This is a genomic window from Bacteroides sp. CACC 737, assembly GCF_013874375.1.
GTDB classification, from domain to species: domain Bacteria; phylum Bacteroidota; class Bacteroidia; order Bacteroidales; family Bacteroidaceae; genus Bacteroides; species Bacteroides uniformis.
The window spans coordinates 1,127,909-1,143,873 of the sequence record NZ_CP059408.1; the positions used below are offsets into that span (position 1 = coordinate 1,127,909).

General features: G+C 49.6%; 13 protein-coding genes. 6 read left to right on the plus strand and 7 right to left on the minus strand.

What is annotated here, in order from left to right; all coding sequences use genetic code 11:
- The first annotated feature begins 190 nt into the window (after positions 1 to 190).
- The 6 genes from H1A11_RS04810 (at position 191) to nqrF (ending at position 6,145) form a co-directional block, all read left to right on the plus strand.
- Positions 191 to 1,540: a Na(+)-translocating NADH-quinone reductase subunit A gene (locus tag H1A11_RS04810; RefSeq protein WP_117600543.1), complete on the plus strand. Its 1,350-nt coding sequence runs from the start codon at positions 191 to 193 to the stop codon at positions 1,538 to 1,540.
- A gap of 53 nt (positions 1,541 to 1,593) precedes the next feature.
- Positions 1,594 to 2,763 carry an NADH:ubiquinone reductase (Na(+)-transporting) subunit B gene (locus H1A11_RS04815; protein ID WP_117600542.1) on the plus strand — a complete coding sequence of 390 codons (1,170 nt, stop codon included), beginning with the start codon at positions 1,594 to 1,596 and terminating at the stop codon, positions 2,761 to 2,763.
- A 17-nt stretch (positions 2,764 to 2,780) separates the two neighbouring features.
- A complete protein-coding gene (locus H1A11_RS04820; RefSeq protein ID WP_117964443.1) occupies positions 2,781 to 3,470 on the plus strand; it encodes a Na(+)-translocating NADH-quinone reductase subunit C in 690 nt (229 codons plus the stop codon).
- Between the two features lie 4 nt (positions 3,471 to 3,474).
- Positions 3,475 to 4,113, plus strand: coding sequence for an NADH:ubiquinone reductase (Na(+)-transporting) subunit D (locus tag H1A11_RS04825; protein WP_117600540.1), 639 nt, complete (start codon positions 3,475 to 3,477; stop codon positions 4,111 to 4,113).
- 113 nt (positions 4,114 to 4,226) lie between these two features.
- Positions 4,227 to 4,853: an NADH:ubiquinone reductase (Na(+)-transporting) subunit E gene (gene nqrE, locus H1A11_RS04830; RefSeq protein WP_005828321.1), complete on the plus strand. Its 627-nt coding sequence runs from the start codon at positions 4,227 to 4,229 to the stop codon at positions 4,851 to 4,853.
- A 17-nt stretch (positions 4,854 to 4,870) separates the two neighbouring features.
- Positions 4,871 to 6,145 (plus strand): NADH:ubiquinone reductase (Na(+)-transporting) subunit F, encoded by a 1,275-nt coding sequence (nqrF, locus tag H1A11_RS04835; protein WP_117600539.1) that lies wholly within the window; start codon positions 4,871 to 4,873, stop codon positions 6,143 to 6,145.
- Between the two features lie 127 nt (positions 6,146 to 6,272).
- Here the strand turns inward: nqrF and H1A11_RS04840 are convergent, their stop codons facing one another.
- From H1A11_RS04840 to H1A11_RS04870, 7 genes are all read right to left on the minus strand, one after another.
- Positions 6,273 to 7,607 (minus strand): nucleobase:cation symporter-2 family protein, encoded by a 1,335-nt coding sequence (locus H1A11_RS04840; protein ID WP_131226106.1) that lies wholly within the window; start codon positions 7,605 to 7,607, stop codon positions 6,273 to 6,275.
- Positions 7,608 to 7,619: 12 nt separating this feature from the next.
- Positions 7,620 to 8,186, minus strand: coding sequence for a xanthine phosphoribosyltransferase (gene xpt, locus H1A11_RS04845; protein WP_117600538.1), 567 nt, complete (start codon positions 8,184 to 8,186; stop codon positions 7,620 to 7,622).
- 13 nt (positions 8,187 to 8,199) lie between these two features.
- Complete coding sequence (locus H1A11_RS04850) at positions 8,200 to 9,432, minus strand: DNA recombination protein RmuC (protein ID WP_181757790.1); 1,233 nt, start codon at positions 9,430 to 9,432, stop codon at positions 8,200 to 8,202.
- 21 nt (positions 9,433 to 9,453) lie between these two features.
- Positions 9,454 to 10,308: a type I methionyl aminopeptidase gene (map, locus tag H1A11_RS04855; RefSeq protein WP_181757791.1), complete on the minus strand. Its 855-nt coding sequence runs from the start codon at positions 10,306 to 10,308 to the stop codon at positions 9,454 to 9,456.
- A gap of 101 nt (positions 10,309 to 10,409) precedes the next feature.
- Complete coding sequence (locus H1A11_RS04860) at positions 10,410 to 13,832, minus strand: AAA family ATPase (RefSeq protein WP_181757792.1); 3,423 nt, start codon at positions 13,830 to 13,832, stop codon at positions 10,410 to 10,412.
- 15 nt (positions 13,833 to 13,847) lie between these two features.
- Positions 13,848 to 15,059 carry an exonuclease SbcCD subunit D C-terminal domain-containing protein gene (locus H1A11_RS04865; RefSeq protein ID WP_120178085.1) on the minus strand — a complete coding sequence of 404 codons (1,212 nt, stop codon included), beginning with the start codon at positions 15,057 to 15,059 and terminating at the stop codon, positions 13,848 to 13,850.
- A gap of 27 nt (positions 15,060 to 15,086) precedes the next feature.
- Positions 15,087 to 15,716 (minus strand): HU family DNA-binding protein, encoded by a 630-nt coding sequence (locus H1A11_RS04870; RefSeq protein ID WP_005836463.1) that lies wholly within the window; start codon positions 15,714 to 15,716, stop codon positions 15,087 to 15,089.
- Positions 15,717 to 15,965 lie beyond the last annotated feature (249 nt).

Genomic DNA, 15,965 nt, shown 5'->3' on the forward strand with positions numbered 1-15,965 from the left:
TAGTGGGGCTGCGCTATGATTCCGCAGGGTATTAATCCCTAATCCTTAACCCCTAATCCTTGTTCTCGTGTTCGTTAACGAAAGGGATTACGGAAATTTCTCCGTAATTCCTTTCTTTTTTGCTCTTTATTCACGTTCTTTTTTGCTACTTTTGCGGCAAATTAATGAAACCATTATTTTAAATAAACGCATGGCAAATGTAATTAAGTTACGTAGAGGCCTTGACATCAACCTGAAAGGCGCTGCTGCCCAGGAACTTGTGTCTGTTAAGGAACCAGGATTTTATTCGCTGATTCCCGATGATTATACAGGCATCACTCCGAAAGTGGTGGTCAAAGAGCAGGAATATGTGATGGCCGGGGGACCCTTGTTTATCGACAAGAATCATCCTGAATTGAAATTTGTTTCGCCCGTCAGTGGCGTAGTGACAAGCGTGGAGCGTGGTGCGCGCCGTAAGGTGCTGAACATCGTTGTAGAGGCTGCCACTGAACAAGACTATGAGGAATTTGGCAAGATGGACCCGTCCAAGATGAGCGGCCAGCAGGTAAAAGAAGCTCTTTTGCAGGCAGGTATGTTCGCTTTCATCCGCCAACGTCCGTACGACGTTATCGCTGACCCGACGGTGACTCCGAAAGCTATTTTCATTTCGGCTTTCGACAGTAATCCTCTGGCTCCCGATTTCGAATTCGCTCTGAAAGGAGAAGAAGCAAACTTCCAGACGGGACTCGACGCTTTGTCAAAGATGGCAAAGACGTATCTGGGTATTAGTGTAAAACAAAAGGCTGCTGCCCTTGTGCAGGCAAAGAACGTTACCGTAACAGCTTTCGACGGACCGCATCCGGCAGGCAACGTGGGTGTACAGATTAACCACATCTCTCCGGTAGTGAAAGGTGAAACGGTCTGGACTATCAGTGCCGAAGCCGTACTTTTCATCGGACGTCTGATGAATACCGGTCATGTAGACTTGACCCGTACGGTAGCTGTAACGGGTTCCGAAGTGTTGAAACCCGCTTATTGCAAGCTGAAAGTCGGCGCTCTGCTGACGAACGTTTTCAAAGGTAACGTGACTACCGACAAGGACCTCCGCTACATCAGCGGTAACGTGCTGACCGGTAAGAAAATTTCTCCGAACGGCTTCCTCGGCTCTTTCGACAGCCAGCTGACCGTTATTCCCGAAGGAGATGAAATCCATGAAATGTTGGGTTGGATTATGCCGCGCTTTAATCAGTTCAGCGTCAACCGCTCTTACTTCAGCTGGCTGATGGGCAAGAAGGAATATGTGATAGATGCCCGTATCAAGGGTGGCGAACGTCACATGATTATGTCCAACGAATACGACCGCGTATTTCCAATGGACATCTTCCCCGAATATCTGGTGAAAGCAATCATTGCAGGTGATATTGACCGTATGGAGGCTCTGGGTATCTACGAAGTAGCTCCTGAAGATTTCGCTCTCTGCGAATTCGTATGTTCTTCCAAAGTGGAAGTGCAGCGCATCGTACGTGCAGGACTCGATATGCTTCGTGCCGAAATGGCATAATCGGGGCGTATGGCAAATCGTAAATTGTAAATCGTAAAATCGTAAATATATTAATGAAAGCGTTAAGAAATTATCTCGACAAGATAAAGCCGAACTTTGAAGAAGGCGGCAAATTCCACGCATTTCGTTCGGTGTTCGACGGCTTCGAAACATTCTTGTTCGTGCCTAATGCCACTTCGAAATCGGGAACGCATATTCACGACTCCATTGACAGCAAACGCATCATGTCGATGGTGGTTATTGCGTTAGTACCGGCACTGCTGTTCGGTATGTATAACGTAGGTTACCAGCATTTCCATGCTACCGGTGCCACCGGCGGCTTCTGGGAAATGTTCATCTACGGTTTCTTGGCTGTATTGCCAAAAATCATTGTATCTTATGTAGTAGGTCTCGGCATTGAGTTCGTAGTGGCTCAGTGGAAGAAGGAGGAGATTCAGGAAGGCTTCCTGGTTTCCGGTATCTTGATTCCGATGATTGTTCCGGTAGACTGCCCGTTGTGGATTCTAGCGGTGGCTACTGCATTCTCTGTAATTTTTGCTAAGGAAGTATTCGGTGGTACGGGTATGAACGTGTTCAACGTAGCTTTGATTACCCGTGCATTCTTGTTCTTTGCTTATCCTACGAAGATGTCCGGTGATGCCGTTTGGGTATCGGGCGACAGCATCTTTGGTCTGGGGCAGTCGGTAGACGGACTGACGGTAGCTACTCCGCTGGGTGCAGCCGCTACTTCGGGCGCCGTTCCGGAATTCTCTTGGGACATGGTGACCGGCCTTATTCCGGGTTCTATCGGTGAGACAAGCGTAATTGCCATCGCTCTGGGTGCCATTTTGCTGTTGTGGACGGGCATTGCAAGCTGGAAGACGATGTTTTCCGTATTCGTAGGTGGCGCCTTCATGGCATGGGTATTCAATACAATCGGTCCCGACACCCCGATGGCACAGATGCCTTGGTACGAACACCTCGTGCTGGGTGGTTTCTGCTTCGGTGCCGTGTTCATGGCTACCGACCCCGTTACATCGGCACGTACAGAGACCGGTAAGTATATCTTCGGATTCCTGATTGGTGTCATGGCTATCATTATCCGTGTGCTCAACCCTGGTTATCCCGAAGGTATGATGCTTGCCATTCTGCTGATGAATATCTTCGCTCCGCTGATTGACTATTGTGTGGTACAGGGCAACATCAGCCGTCGCGAGAAACGTGCAATCAAGTCTAACAATTAATAAATACCGGAAAAGAAATGAATACCAATAGTAATAGTTATACTATCATTTATGCTTCGGTAATGGTTGTTATCGTTGCATTCCTGCTGGCATTCGTAAGTTCTTCCTTGCGCGAGACGCAGAACAAGAACGTGGAACTTGACACGAAGAAGCAGATTCTTGCTGCACTCAACATCAAGGACGTAAAGGATGCCGAAGCTGAATATAATAAATATGTAAAGGGCGATATGCTGATGAACGTTGACGGTAAGCTGACTGAGAATACCGGTGCATTTGCTACCGCTTACGAGAAAGAAGCCAAAGAAAATAACCGTCTGCATGTATTCGTGGCAGAGGTTGACGGTGAGAAGAAATATGTATTTCCCGTTTACGGCGCCGGTCTTTGGGGTGCTATCTGGGGATATGTTGCACTGAATAGCGACAAGGATACCGTTTACGGTGTTTACTTCTCCCATGCCAGTGAGACTCCGGGTCTGGGTGCCGAAATTGCAACTCCCCAGTTTCAGGGTGAATTCACTGGAAAGAAAACATTGGAGAACGGCGAGGTGGCCCTCGGTGTTGTGAAGAACGGCAAGGTAGAGAAACCTGACTATCAGGTGGACGGCATTTCCGGTGGTACCATCACTTCTGTTGGTGTGGATGCTATGTTGAAGGCTTGTCTGAGCAGCTACAAGAACTTTTTAACTAATAATAATGAGGAGGAATAAGAATATGGGACAATTGTTTTCAAAGAAGAATAAAGAAATATTCTCTACTCCGCTGGGACTGAACAATCCTGTTACCGTGCAGGTATTGGGTATCTGTTCTGCTTTGGCTGTTACTGCCAAGCTGGAGCCCGCCATTGTGATGGGTCTTTCAGTGACGGTGATTACGGCATTCTCCAATGTAGTGATTTCACTGCTGCGTAAGACGATACCCAACCGTATCCGTATCATCGTTCAGCTGGTGGTTGTTGCCGCGTTGGTAACTATTGTAAGTGAGATTCTGAAAGCTTTTGCTTACGATGTAAGTGTGCAGCTTTCTGTATATGTAGGTCTGATTATTACCAACTGTATCCTGATGGGGCGCTTGGAAGCATTTGCCATGCAGAACGGTCCCTGGGAGTCTTTCCTTGACGGTGTGGGTAATGGTTTGGGATATGCCAAGATTCTGGTAATCGTAGCTTTCTTCCGCGAGCTTCTGGGTTCGGGAACGTTGCTCGGTTTCAACATCTTGAACTATGAACCTCTGCAGAAGTTGGGCTATGTGAACAACGGCTTGATGCTGATGCCGCCAATGGCATTGATTCTTTGCGCTTGCATCATCTGGTATCAGCGTGCACGTCACAAAGAATTGCAGGAAAAGCAGTAATAAATAAATGAAGAATGAAAAATGAAAGAATGAAAAATGGGCTGCTCTGCTGCAGTACAAGTTCTCATTGCTTTAATTCTTTAATTCTTTAATTCTTAATTTATCGAAGAGATATGGAACATTTAATAAGTTTATTCGTCCGCTCTATCTTTGTGGACAACATGATATTCGCGTTCTTCCTCGGTATGTGTTCTTACCTTGCCGTATCGAAGAATGTGAAGACTGCCGTGGGACTGGGTATCGCCGTAACTTTCGTGTTGGTAGTTACGCTTCCGGTCAACTATTTATTGCAGACAAAGGTGCTGGCTGCCAACGCAATCATTGAAGGCGTTGACCTCAGCTTCCTGAGCTTTATTCTTTTCATTGCTGTAATCGCAGCTATCGTTCAGTTGGTGGAAATGATTGTAGAGCGTTTCAGCCCTTCGCTGTATGCTTCACTCGGTATCTTCCTGCCGTTGATTGCTGTAAACTGTGCCATCATGGGTGCTTCTCTTTTCATGCAGCAGCGCATCACGCTGGGTGAGAGCGACCCGAAATTCATCGGTGGCATTGCTGATGCTGTCTCTTATGCGTTGGGCTCCGGTATCGGTTGGTTGCTGGCTATCGTAGGCTTGGCTGCCATCCGTGAAAAAATGGCCTATTCTGACGTTCCGGCTCCACTGAAAGGACTGGGCATCACGTTTATCACTGTAGGTCTGATGGCAATGGCATTTATGTGTTTCTCTGGTTTGAACATCTAAAAGAAAGGAATAAAACAATGGATATGAATATGATATTAGCAAGCATTGGAGTATTCCTCGTGGTTGTCATCCTGCTTGTTGTTATCCTGCTGGTTGCCAAGAATTTCTTGGTGCCTTCGGGTAATGTAAAACTGACTATCAATGGTGATAAGGAACTGGACGTAGCTTCCGGTTCTACATTGCTGAATACGCTGTCTGTAAACGGTGTGTTCCTTTCCTCCGCTTGCGGTGGTAAAGGTTCCTGCGGACAGTGCAAATGCCAGGTAATGGAAGGTGGGGGTGAAATCTTGCCTTCTGAGACTCCGCACTTCAGCCGTAAGCAAATACAAGATCACTGGCGTCTGGGTTGCCAGGTGAAGGTAAAAGGCGATATGGCTATCAAGGTTCCCGAAAGCGTACTGGGCGTAAAAGAGTGGGAGTGCGAGGTTATCTCCAACAAGAATGTGGCTACGTTCATCAAAGAGTTCATCGTTGCTTTGCCCAAAGGCGAGCACATGGATTTCGTTCCGGGTTCTTATGCGCAGATTAAGATTCCTAAATATTCGATGGATTATGATAAGGACATCGATAAGGAACTTATCGGTAAGGAATACTTGCCTGCATGGGAGAAATTCGGTCTGTTGGGCTTGAAGTGCCGCAATGACGAAGAAACCATCCGTGCTTACTCCATGGCCAACTATCCTGCCGAAGGCGACCGCATCATGCTGACGGTACGTATCGCTACGCCTCCGTTTAAGCCGAAAGACCAGGGACCGGGCTTCATGGATGTAATGCCGGGTATCGCTTCTTCTTATATCTTTACCCTGAAACCGGGTGATAAGGTAACCATGAGTGGTCCTTACGGAGACTTCCATCCGATATTCGACTCTAAGAAGGAGATGATGTGGATCGGTGGTGGTGCCGGTATGGCTCCGTTGCGTGCACAGATTATGCATATGACGAAGACACTGCACACTACAGATCGCGTGATGAATTACTTCTACGGTGCACGTGCATTGAATGAAGTGTTCTATCTGGAAGACTTCCTGCAGATTGAAAAGGATTTCCCCAACTTCAAGTTCCATCTTGCACTGGACCGTCCCGATCCGGCAGCCGATGCAGCGGGCGTGAAGTACACTCCGGGTTTCGTACACAATGTAATTTACGAGACTTATTTGAAAGACCACGAAGCTCCCGAAGACATCGAATACTACATGTGCGGTCCCGGCCCGATGTCGAAGGCTGTTGAGAAGATGCTCGACGACCTCGGCGTTCCGGCTCAGAACCTGATGTTCGATAACTTTGGCGGATAACCTTCCTTATCCGTCTTGAGATAAAAAACTCCGGCTTGGCCTTCAGGGTCTTGCCGGAGTTTTTTTGTTCGAGGTATTTTCCTCTCTAATGAAAGAAAGTGGAGTGGATTCTTCGCAGTTTTTTCTTTTATTCCTTGATATGAATCAGTGCATTTGCCAGAATGGCTGTTACTCCTCCGGTGGTAATTCCCGAAGAGAAGATATTTCTTAGTATTTCGGGAAGTTGGCATAATATTTCCGGAACCAGTTCTACGCTTAGTCCCAAAGAGAAACTGATAGCCATGACTAATGTTGCCTTACGGTTGATTTCCTGTGCGGCGATGATGCGTATGCCTGCCGCTGCCACTGTTCCGAACATAAGCAGGGTAGCGCCGCCCAATACCGGTTCCGGCATCAATGAAAATACCAGGCCTACGGCGGGGAAAAGCCCGAGTATTACCAGGAATCCTGCTATATAGTAACCTACATAACGGCTTGCCACTCCCGTCAGTTGTATCATCCCGTTGTTTTGGGCAAATACGGAGTTGGGAAAAGAGTTGAGCATACCTGCCAGCATGGAGTTGAAGCCGTCGGCAAGGATACCGCCCGAAGCGCGTTTTACGAATGTTTCTCCTTCCACCGGTTCGCCGGATATGAGCGAATTGGCTGTGATGTCACCGTATGCTTCGATAGCGGTAATCATGAAAATAAGTCCTAAGGCAATGATGGTTGAGATGCTGAAGTCCAATCCGTAACGGAACGGCATCGGGAGATTGAAACCGCCATAGCTTTGTATGGATGTAAAATCTACTATCCCCATGAACCATGCCACGATATAGCCTATAACCAATCCGATGACAATGGAACTCATCCTCATATACCGGTTGGAACTACGGTTGAAGGCAATGATGAGTAGCAACACCAGGGCCGCCAGTCCCACATGGCGCAGACTGCCGAAACTACCGTCTGCTTGCGCTGCCGCACCGCCTCCGCAAGCAGTAATTCCCACTTTTATCAGACTCATTCCAATGAGAGTGACAACGATTCCCGAAATGAGGGGCGTAATGATTCTCTTGGTATATTTCAAGATTCGGCTGATGAACATTTCCACGGTAGATGCTGCGATGCAAGAACCGAAGATAAGCGGAAGCCCGCCCATCGTTCCGGCAGCAATAATGGGTCCGATAAAGGAAAAACTGGTTCCTTGGATGCATAGCAGCCCCGTACCCAATCCTCCGAACCTGCGGCACTGGATGAACGTTGAAATGCCCGAAGCGAACAATGCCATGGATACCAGATAACCGGTGGTCTCGGCATCGAGTTTCAGTGCTCCGGCAATAATGAGGGGAGGTGTGATGATGGCAACGAATATGGCAAGCAGATGTTGCAGGGCGGCGAAGAATGCTTCCTTGAAAGGTGGCTTGTCATTCAGTCCGTATATCAGTCCGTTTTTTAACTTTTCTCCTTCTTGATTGTCCTCCATGTGTGCAGCGGTTTATCTGATTTTAATCTCACAATTGTCCAGACTCTCGATGATGGCAAGTGATTCCACATGGATGCCTTGTTCGCGCAATTCGTCGCCACCATGCTGGAAAGCCTTCTCGATGATGAATCCCATACCGGCCAGTTCGGCACCTGCCTGCTTCACAAGGTCAATCATGCCTTTGGCTGCATTGCCATTGGCCAGAAAGTCGTCAATGAACAGTACCTTGTCACCCGGACAAAGGAAGTCCTTGCTGACACAGACCTCGTACGAACGGTTCTTGGTGAAGGAAAATACGGTGGTGGTCAGCATGTTTTCCATGGTACTCGGTTTCTTCTTCTTGGCAAATACTACGGGCAGTTCCAGCAGATAACCTACCATGATGGCAGGGGCAATTCCGCTCGCCTCTACTGTAATGACCTTGTTGATGGAGGTGGAAGCGAACCGTCTGACAAATTCCACGCCGATGGATTTCATCAGGATGGGGTCCATTTGGTGATTAATGAAGTTGTCTACTTTCAGAATGCCTCCGGGGAAGCATTTTCCGTCTTTGAGAATGCGGTCTTTCAGAGTTTTCATGTTGGATGATGTTTTATTGAATGTTATCGTTTTCCTCTTCTGTTTCTTCTTGAATGGTATCTTTGGGCAGCAATCTTGGAGAAATGCGTTTCTTGGGAGTGAGGCTCATGCCTTTCAGCATTTCGGCCTGGCGCACTACGCTGCCGTTACCGTCCGAGAGCTGGTTGAAGGCTTTGTCGTAATCCCTTTGCAGGCTGGCCAGTCGGTCGCCGATACCGAGGAAGGTGTCGGTAAAGCCTGCAATCTTTTCATATAAGATGGTGCCGCGCTTGATGATGGCCTGCACATTCTTTACCTGGTTCTCCTTCTTCCAAAGGTCGAGCGAGAGGCGCAGGGCGCTAATCAGGTTGGTGGGGCTCATCAGTACCACCTTTTTGTTGTAGGCATATTCCCAGAGGTGGGTATCGCTTTGGATGGCGAGGAGGTAGGCACCTTCGGTGGGGATGAACATCATGACGAAATCCGGCGATTGGGCGTCATAATGCGAGTAGTCTTTATGGCTGAGCTCGTCGATGTGGGCGCGGACGGATTGCAGGTGTGCTTTCAGGAAGTGTGCCTGCTCCTCCTTGTTTTCGGCAGAGGTGTAGGCAGCATAGGCAGTCAGCGACACTTTGGAGTCGATAATCATTTCCCGTTCGTCGGGGTATTTCACGATGATGTCGGGCTGCATCTTCTGCCCGCTTTCCTCGTTGATGATGGCTTCGCCCCGTTCGTCTTTTAGAAACTCCTGGCGGAAGTAGTGTTCGCCTTCAATCAGTCCGGAGGCTTGCAACAGACGTTCCAGAATCATTTCGCCCCAGTTGCCTTGCATCTTGGAGTCTCCTTTCAAGGCACGAGTCAGGTTGTTGGCATCTTCGCTGAGGCGGTTGTTCAGCTTCACCAGTTCCTTGATGCGTTCACCCAGCGAGAAACGTTCTTTGGCTTCGGTGCTGTATACTTGTTCCACCTTTTGGCGGAAGTCCTTCAGGTTATCGCCCAGCGGACGGAGCAGATTGCCCAGGTGTTCGGCATTCAGCCTGGTAAAGTCTTCGGCTTTGCTCTGGAAGATACGGTTGGAGAGATTCTCGAACTCGGTGTTCATGCGCTTGTGCAACGCTTCGGCTTCTTCCTTCTGCAGCTTCAATAATTCTATTTCCTTCTTTGTCCCGCTGATTTCCGCCCTCAGTGCGGCTGACTTGCGGTCTGCCGCCAGATAGCCGACTACGGTTCCAATGATTATCCCTATAATCAGTAATAATATTTCCATAGATGTTTTGAAGTGTCCGCCTTATTGTGTCAATATTTCGTTTCCGTCTTCAGTAATCAGGATTTGGCTTTCCCATTGGGCAGAAGGCAGTCCGTCGTCTGTGCAGACGGTCCATCCGTCGGCTTCGTCGATAAAGACTTCGTAGCTTCCCATGTTAATCATCGGCTCGATGGTGAACGTCATGCCGGGTACTATCAGCATGCCCGTACCACGTTTACCGAAGTGTTCCACATCCGGTTCTTCGTGGAACTTGACGCCGCAGCCGTGTCCGCAGAGGTCGCGTACCACGCTGTATCCGTTCTTTTCCGCATGCTCCTGGATGGCGGCGCCTACGTCACCGAGGCGTGCCCAGGGCTGTGCGGTCTGTATGCCTATGTCACGGCATTCTTTGGTGACTTGCACCAGCCTCTGTATGTCGGGGCTGACTTCGCCAATCATGAACATGCGTGATGCGTCGGCAAAGTAACCTTTGTAAATGGTGGATACATCGACATTTACAATGTCACCGCTTTTCAAGAATTCCCTGGTGCTGGGAATGCCGTGGCACACTACATCGTTGATGCTGGTGCACACACTTTTGGGGAAGCCTTCGTACATGAAGGGGGCGGGGATGGCGTCGTGGTCTGTGGTGAAGCAATACACCATATGGTCAATTTCGGCTGTGGACATGTCTTCGCGAATGTTCTCGGAGAGATAATCCAGCAGGGCCGTGTTGATTTTGGCGCTTGCGCGGATACCGGCCAACTGTTCCTCGGTACGGAGTGCGCTTCGCATCGGCAGTTTATATCCTTCTTTCTTATAATGTTGAATTTTGGCTTCTACTTCGTCGGAATAGTTTTTAGGAGTAAACCGGACTCCTTTCATGAACTTTTTCATTGTCTTTTCTTTTTTATGAGACTGCAAAAATACACAATAATGCAGGTGCTTGTACTATCAAGAGCCGAAAAAACATTCGTTTTCTTTATCCCGATGCCGGCTTAGAGGGTATTCACTACTTCTATTTCGCTTCTTGAACTGTCTATTCTCCGTACTTGTATCTGGGTCTTTATACGCTCTTTCAGTCCTTCCACGTGGCTGATGATGCCTACCTTCTTGCCACCCATCCGGTGCAGTTTTTCCAATGTGTCCATCACGGTGTTCAGGTAGTCGCTGCTCAGTGTGCCGAAACCTTCGTCGATGAACAGTGTGTCTACCGAGAGGCTTTGGCGGCTGAGGGAAGAAAGCCCGAGGGCAAGCGACAGAGATACCAGGAAGCTTTCGCCGCCCGATAAGGTGCATGCCGGACGTGCCGAGCCTCCTTGATGGAAGTCGCGCAGCAGGATGGTGAGCGAACCGGCCTGGCACTCCAGTTCGTAGCGGTCGGTCAAGCGTTGCAGATAGAAATTGGCGCCTGCCAGCAGTTCTTTCAAGACGAAGCTCTGGGCTATGTTGCGGAAGTTCTTTCCCCGTTCGTCACCGAAGTGACGGCAGAGGCGGTCCCACTTCAGATACTCTTCGCGTAACCGGTCGGCACGTTCCTTTTCTTCCTTTATCCGGTCGATGTTACGGGTGTTTTCTTCCAGGCGTAACTTCTGTTGGCCGATGGATTGGTTGCCGACGGTTATCTTTTCTTCGAGATTCGCGATGAGTGCATCCAGGGTTTCGAGGTTTTCGTTTTCTTCTATTTCGGGCTTCCGGCCGATGTGCTCTTCCACTTGTCCGGTGGCCAGATGAAAGGCGGTCGATGCAGCTACTTCTTCCTCTTTAAGTGTCTGCAATGAGGCACGCAATGCTTCTATCCGGGAGCCGGACCAAGCGGATAGGACGGTGATACGCTCCTCGTCGAGAGTGGGGTTGGCGGCATAGAACCCGGTTAAATCCTTTTGCAGCCTTGCCATTTGTTCTGCGGTGGAGGATATGCTTTGTTTCAGTCCGCTTGCTTGTGTATTCAGATTATTCCAGGCAATCCCCAGGTCCTTGATTTCTATTTCCTGTGTTGCTGCAGGTGCGTTGCGCCAGTCGGGGAATGCGGCATCGATGCTTTCCTTGTTGATGTTTATCCCTTCCAGCTCTTTGTGGATAAGGGCAATGGTGGATTTCAGTTCTTTTTGTTTTTCCTGCGCCAGCTGGTAGTTGCGCGTAGCTTGTGTCAGGCGGTCAATGAAGGAGAGGGGGGAGTTCTCCCATTCCGTGTTCCATCCTTCCCAGAGGATGTGGGGAGTGACGCGGTCCATGGTGGCACGTATGTTCTCCTTTTCGTTGGCGGTGAGCGACTCGTAATTGACGATGCTATTTTTCAGCTCATTCAGCACTCTGTCGGCAGAGTTGAAGGCTTGGCGTGCAGCGTCCACATGTTTTTGGCATTCGTCCTTTTGCCGTTGCAGAGCTATGATTTGTGCGCTGAGCTTTTGAACTTCCGTGAGCTTTTCGTTCAGTTTGTCTGCTTCCAGCTTGTTCTCTTCCAGTAGCTTCTTCAGGGTTTCGCCGGTGGTTGTGGAGAGGCCGATGCCGTTGCATTGGGCGCATTTGGCTTGTGCGTCAGTACGGGCAAGGTTGTAGCTCCGGAGCGCTCTTGCTGTGGACTGACGGGCATTCTCTGCCAGCGTTCCGTAGGTCTTGGATTCTGTCAGGTTGTTGTTCAATGCCTGCTCGGCTTCCTTGTATTCTTTTTCTTTTGTTTCCAGGGAGGTGCGTATGGGAGCAAGGACAGACTGGAAATCTTCATCTTTGCAAAGCGATTTTATTTCTTGTCCGCACACGGGGCAAGTATCCCCGACGACAAGCCGGGAGCGTGCTTCCTTTGCCCACTCTTCTACGGCTTCCTTTTGCTTGTCGTAGAGGGTGCGGATGTCATCATAACTTGTTTTCCTGCTGTCGAATGCCGTTTGCAGGAGGACGTATTGCTTTTGGCACGCCTCCACTTTGGCGTTCAAAGCCTTTTCGTTTTCCTTCGCCTCGTTCAGTGTCCTTTCCGTTTCAGCCAGTAAAGACAAGGCGCTCAAGGCTTGTAGCAGGTTCTCCCGTCCGGCATCGAGTTTGTTTTTCTTGTCTTGCAGGGCAGGGCGGTCCATGGTTTCAAGCTGCTTGTTCCGGAGGTTTATTTCGTTTTGCAATGTATGGTTCTCTTGTTCTTTCCGGGTGAGGGCAGCTTCCTTGTCGGTACGCTCCTTGACTTTTACGGGTTGTTGCGCGGCAAGTCTTTCAAGGTGCGCGTTGTAGGTGCCGATGCGTGTTTGGGCATCGAGTGCGGATTTTAGGCCGGTAATGATGGATTGGCTTTGCTCGAACATGGGCAGTAAGGGCGAATGCTCTTGCAAGTACTTCTCGGCACGATGCAGCTTGTCTTCTTGCTCTTTCAGGAAACCGCATAGCCACTTGCTTCCTCCGTCCAGCCGGGCAAAGGATGCTCTCAGTATCCCGGCTTGTGCATGGTTCTGTTGTTGCTGCTGTTGCTGCTGTTTCAAGGTAGAGAGCCAGTTGCGGGCGTCGGCGGTGGCATTCCATTCTTTAATCAGGAGTTCTTTCTGTTTGAATTCGTCCGATTGCAGTTGCGCTTGCTTCCCTTCCCACATCTTCTTTTGCTGTTCACGGGTGAGGAGGAGTTCGGAGTGTTTCTTCAGCCAGTCCCGTTTTGCGAGGGCGGTAGTTTTCTGCTCATTGGCTTCCTTGACTCCGGCATTTTGTGTGGCTATGGCTTCCTTGATTGTGGCGACTTCTTCTTCTGCCAGGATGTGGATGCCTTCCAGCTTCCGGTTCTGGTTTTCGTATTCCGTCCGTCTTTCCTTGGTGGCGGCATATATTTCGGCTCCTATTTCGGAGTAGATACTTGTACCGGTCAGCTTTTCCAGAATATCCGATTTTTCGCTTTCCTTGCTTTGCAGGAACTTGGTGAAGTCGCCTTGCGCCAGCATGGTGGTGCGGCAGAATTGTTCGAAGGTCAACCCCACTGCAGCTTGTATTTCCGCCTTTATCTCATTCTTTTTGTTGAGCTGTGCGCCGCTTTTCTTGTTTTCCAGTGTCCAGCGCACATCTTGCACGGCTCCTGAAATCTTGCGGTGTGCCCGTGCCACGTACCATCGGGCGGTGTAGGGCGTTTCGTTCGAGCCGGTAAACTCCAGCTCCGTCCATGCTTCACTGGTGTTACGGCGCATCAGTTGCCGGCTGTCGTTGATGGCAACATCTTCCTTTTTGGCAGAGAAAGTCTGGCTCAGGTCTTTGTATTTTTCGTTCTCGGCATGGTCCATGCGGGGCGTTTCGTTGTAGAGTGCCAGGCAGATGGCGTCGAGAATGGTTGTCTTCCCTGCACCCGTCTCGCCGCAGATAAGGAAAAGGGATTCCTCGCTTAGCGGTCCGTTCTCAAAGTCGATGACGGCATCTTCTATGGAGGCAAGGTTCTTTATGGTGAGTTTCTGGAGTTTCATGTTCCGGACAAATGATTAGGAGTTGTTCTTGCTTTTCACTTTTTGCATGACAGTCTCCATCAGCTGGCAAAGTTCTGGGTCCATCTCTTCTCCTTCGGTTTCGCGGTAGTAGAGTCTGGCTATTTCCAGGGGAGACATTTCCTGCATCTCTTGGATGGAGATAGGCTTGCTCTCGTCAGTGTCGGTCTGCCGCTCTCGGGTCGTCTTGATGTAGCAATATTTGCATGCCTTGCCTTTGGCGGCGTTCGAGGCTTTTTCGTTGCAGTCGGGGGGCAGGTAGCCTTTTGTCAGCACGTTCAGACGGAGGTATGCAGGTTTCTCTTCCGGATATTCTTCCAGTAATTTCAAGGCGTCTTCGAAAGGTGTCGGGTCATGGGGAAGTGTGACGAGCGGAATCGGATTTTCAATTTCCCTTGTACTGATTTGTGGTTCTGCCCCTTTCTCCAACTCGATGATGGAGATGGAGTGCGGATAGGTTTCGTCGAAGCTGACGGGGAGGGGAGTGCCGCAATAGCGTGCGTGGTGATGACTACCTTTGATGTCCTGAGGGCAATGGATGTGTCCGAGTGCCAGGTAGTCGTATCCTTCTCCCATAGCGCTGAGGGGAACATACTCTATTCCGCCAATACTCTCATCGTGCCCGCTACGGTCGCTGCCTTCAATGGAGAGATGGGCCATGAGGACGACGGGAAGCTGTGCCGTATTCCGTTTCTTCACTTCGTCCAGCAGTGCCTGGAAGAAGCGTGCCTGCCGTTGGTCGCGCGGTGTTTCAGTGTCCAGCAGGGGGAAGTTTTGCGGATAGACGTGGGGCACGGCAATGACGTAGCCTATTGTCTTTTTTTCATTGTTTATCTCGATGATATGCTTGTTCAGATTCACTTCCTCGGCTGTACGTTCGATGTTTCCCACGACATTCAGGCCGAAGTGCTGCCAGAGGCTGCTGTCTATCTCCAGTTTCGAGCTGCTGTCGTGGTTTCCGGCGGTGACTACGATGGCCATTCCGGGGCAGGCTTGATGGATGTTCAGCATGGCGTCGGTGTACATCTTCTGCGTGGCGGCAGCGGGAGAGGAGTAGTGGTAGATATCTCCGCTTACCACCATGGCGTCGGGCTGCTCTTCGGTTACTATGCGGGTGAGTTGCCGTAGGAAGGATTGCTGCTCGGCGGTGCGGTCGTAGTTGTAGAGGGTGTGTCCCAGGTGCCAGTCGCTGGTATGTAGTATTTTCATTGTTTTTGTTACTTCAATGGATGTGGGTTATGGTTTCCTTAGAATATAAATCTTGTGTGTTCCTCGTCCTTTGTAGTCGATGCCCGATTCGGGATTGGCTATCCATTCGCGCAACTCGCGGGAGGCGGCGGACTTCAATAAGCCGGTCAGTTGGCAATAGTCGGCTTGGGTCATGAAGCTGTTCTTTTCCAGGTATTTTTTTGCCCGTTCCAGCCGTTCCTGCGGAGAAAACACTTGTGAGGAGCGTTGGAATTTGTCGGTGGAACGTTTCAGGTGGCAATGGCGAGCGGTACGGTACAGTAGTTCCTTGTCCACCTTGAAATGTATGTCCTTCAGGCAGATGCTGACGGCGTTTCGCTTGGTGTCTCCTTCTTCGCCCGTCTCCCGTTCACGGTCTTGCCGCAGACCGAGGGCAGGGGTGAATACTCCTAAGTTGTCAATCTTCACGGAGTAACCTTGCCCCATTTGGTAGGCTATTTCGTCGGTGATGGCTTGCACCAGTCCGATGATGTCTCCTCGTGTGAAGGATGAGGCGTATGCTATCTTTTCGGTGATGGTTTCCAAGTCCACCTGCCCGTATAGTTTCATTCGTGGGTAGAGAATGCGTTTGCCGTCTTCTCCCGGCAGGTTCAGTTCCTGCATGTTGTATTCTGCCATGATGGTAGCGTTGTTATGAGGTTCGTTTGTTTATTGGGGCTTACAAAGTTTGTCCCAAGGTTGCGGATGTGTATGCCAAGGTTGGGGATTTCTATCCCAAGGCTTGGGATAGACAAACCAAGGGCGAAGGTAATTCTTTATCTCTATACTTGCAAACTTTACTATTAGTAGTTAGGAAGTTTTTTATTGGTAGTCGGGAAGTTTTTTGTTATAGGTTTGAGAGAGGAATTGAAAAAAACGTTATCTTTG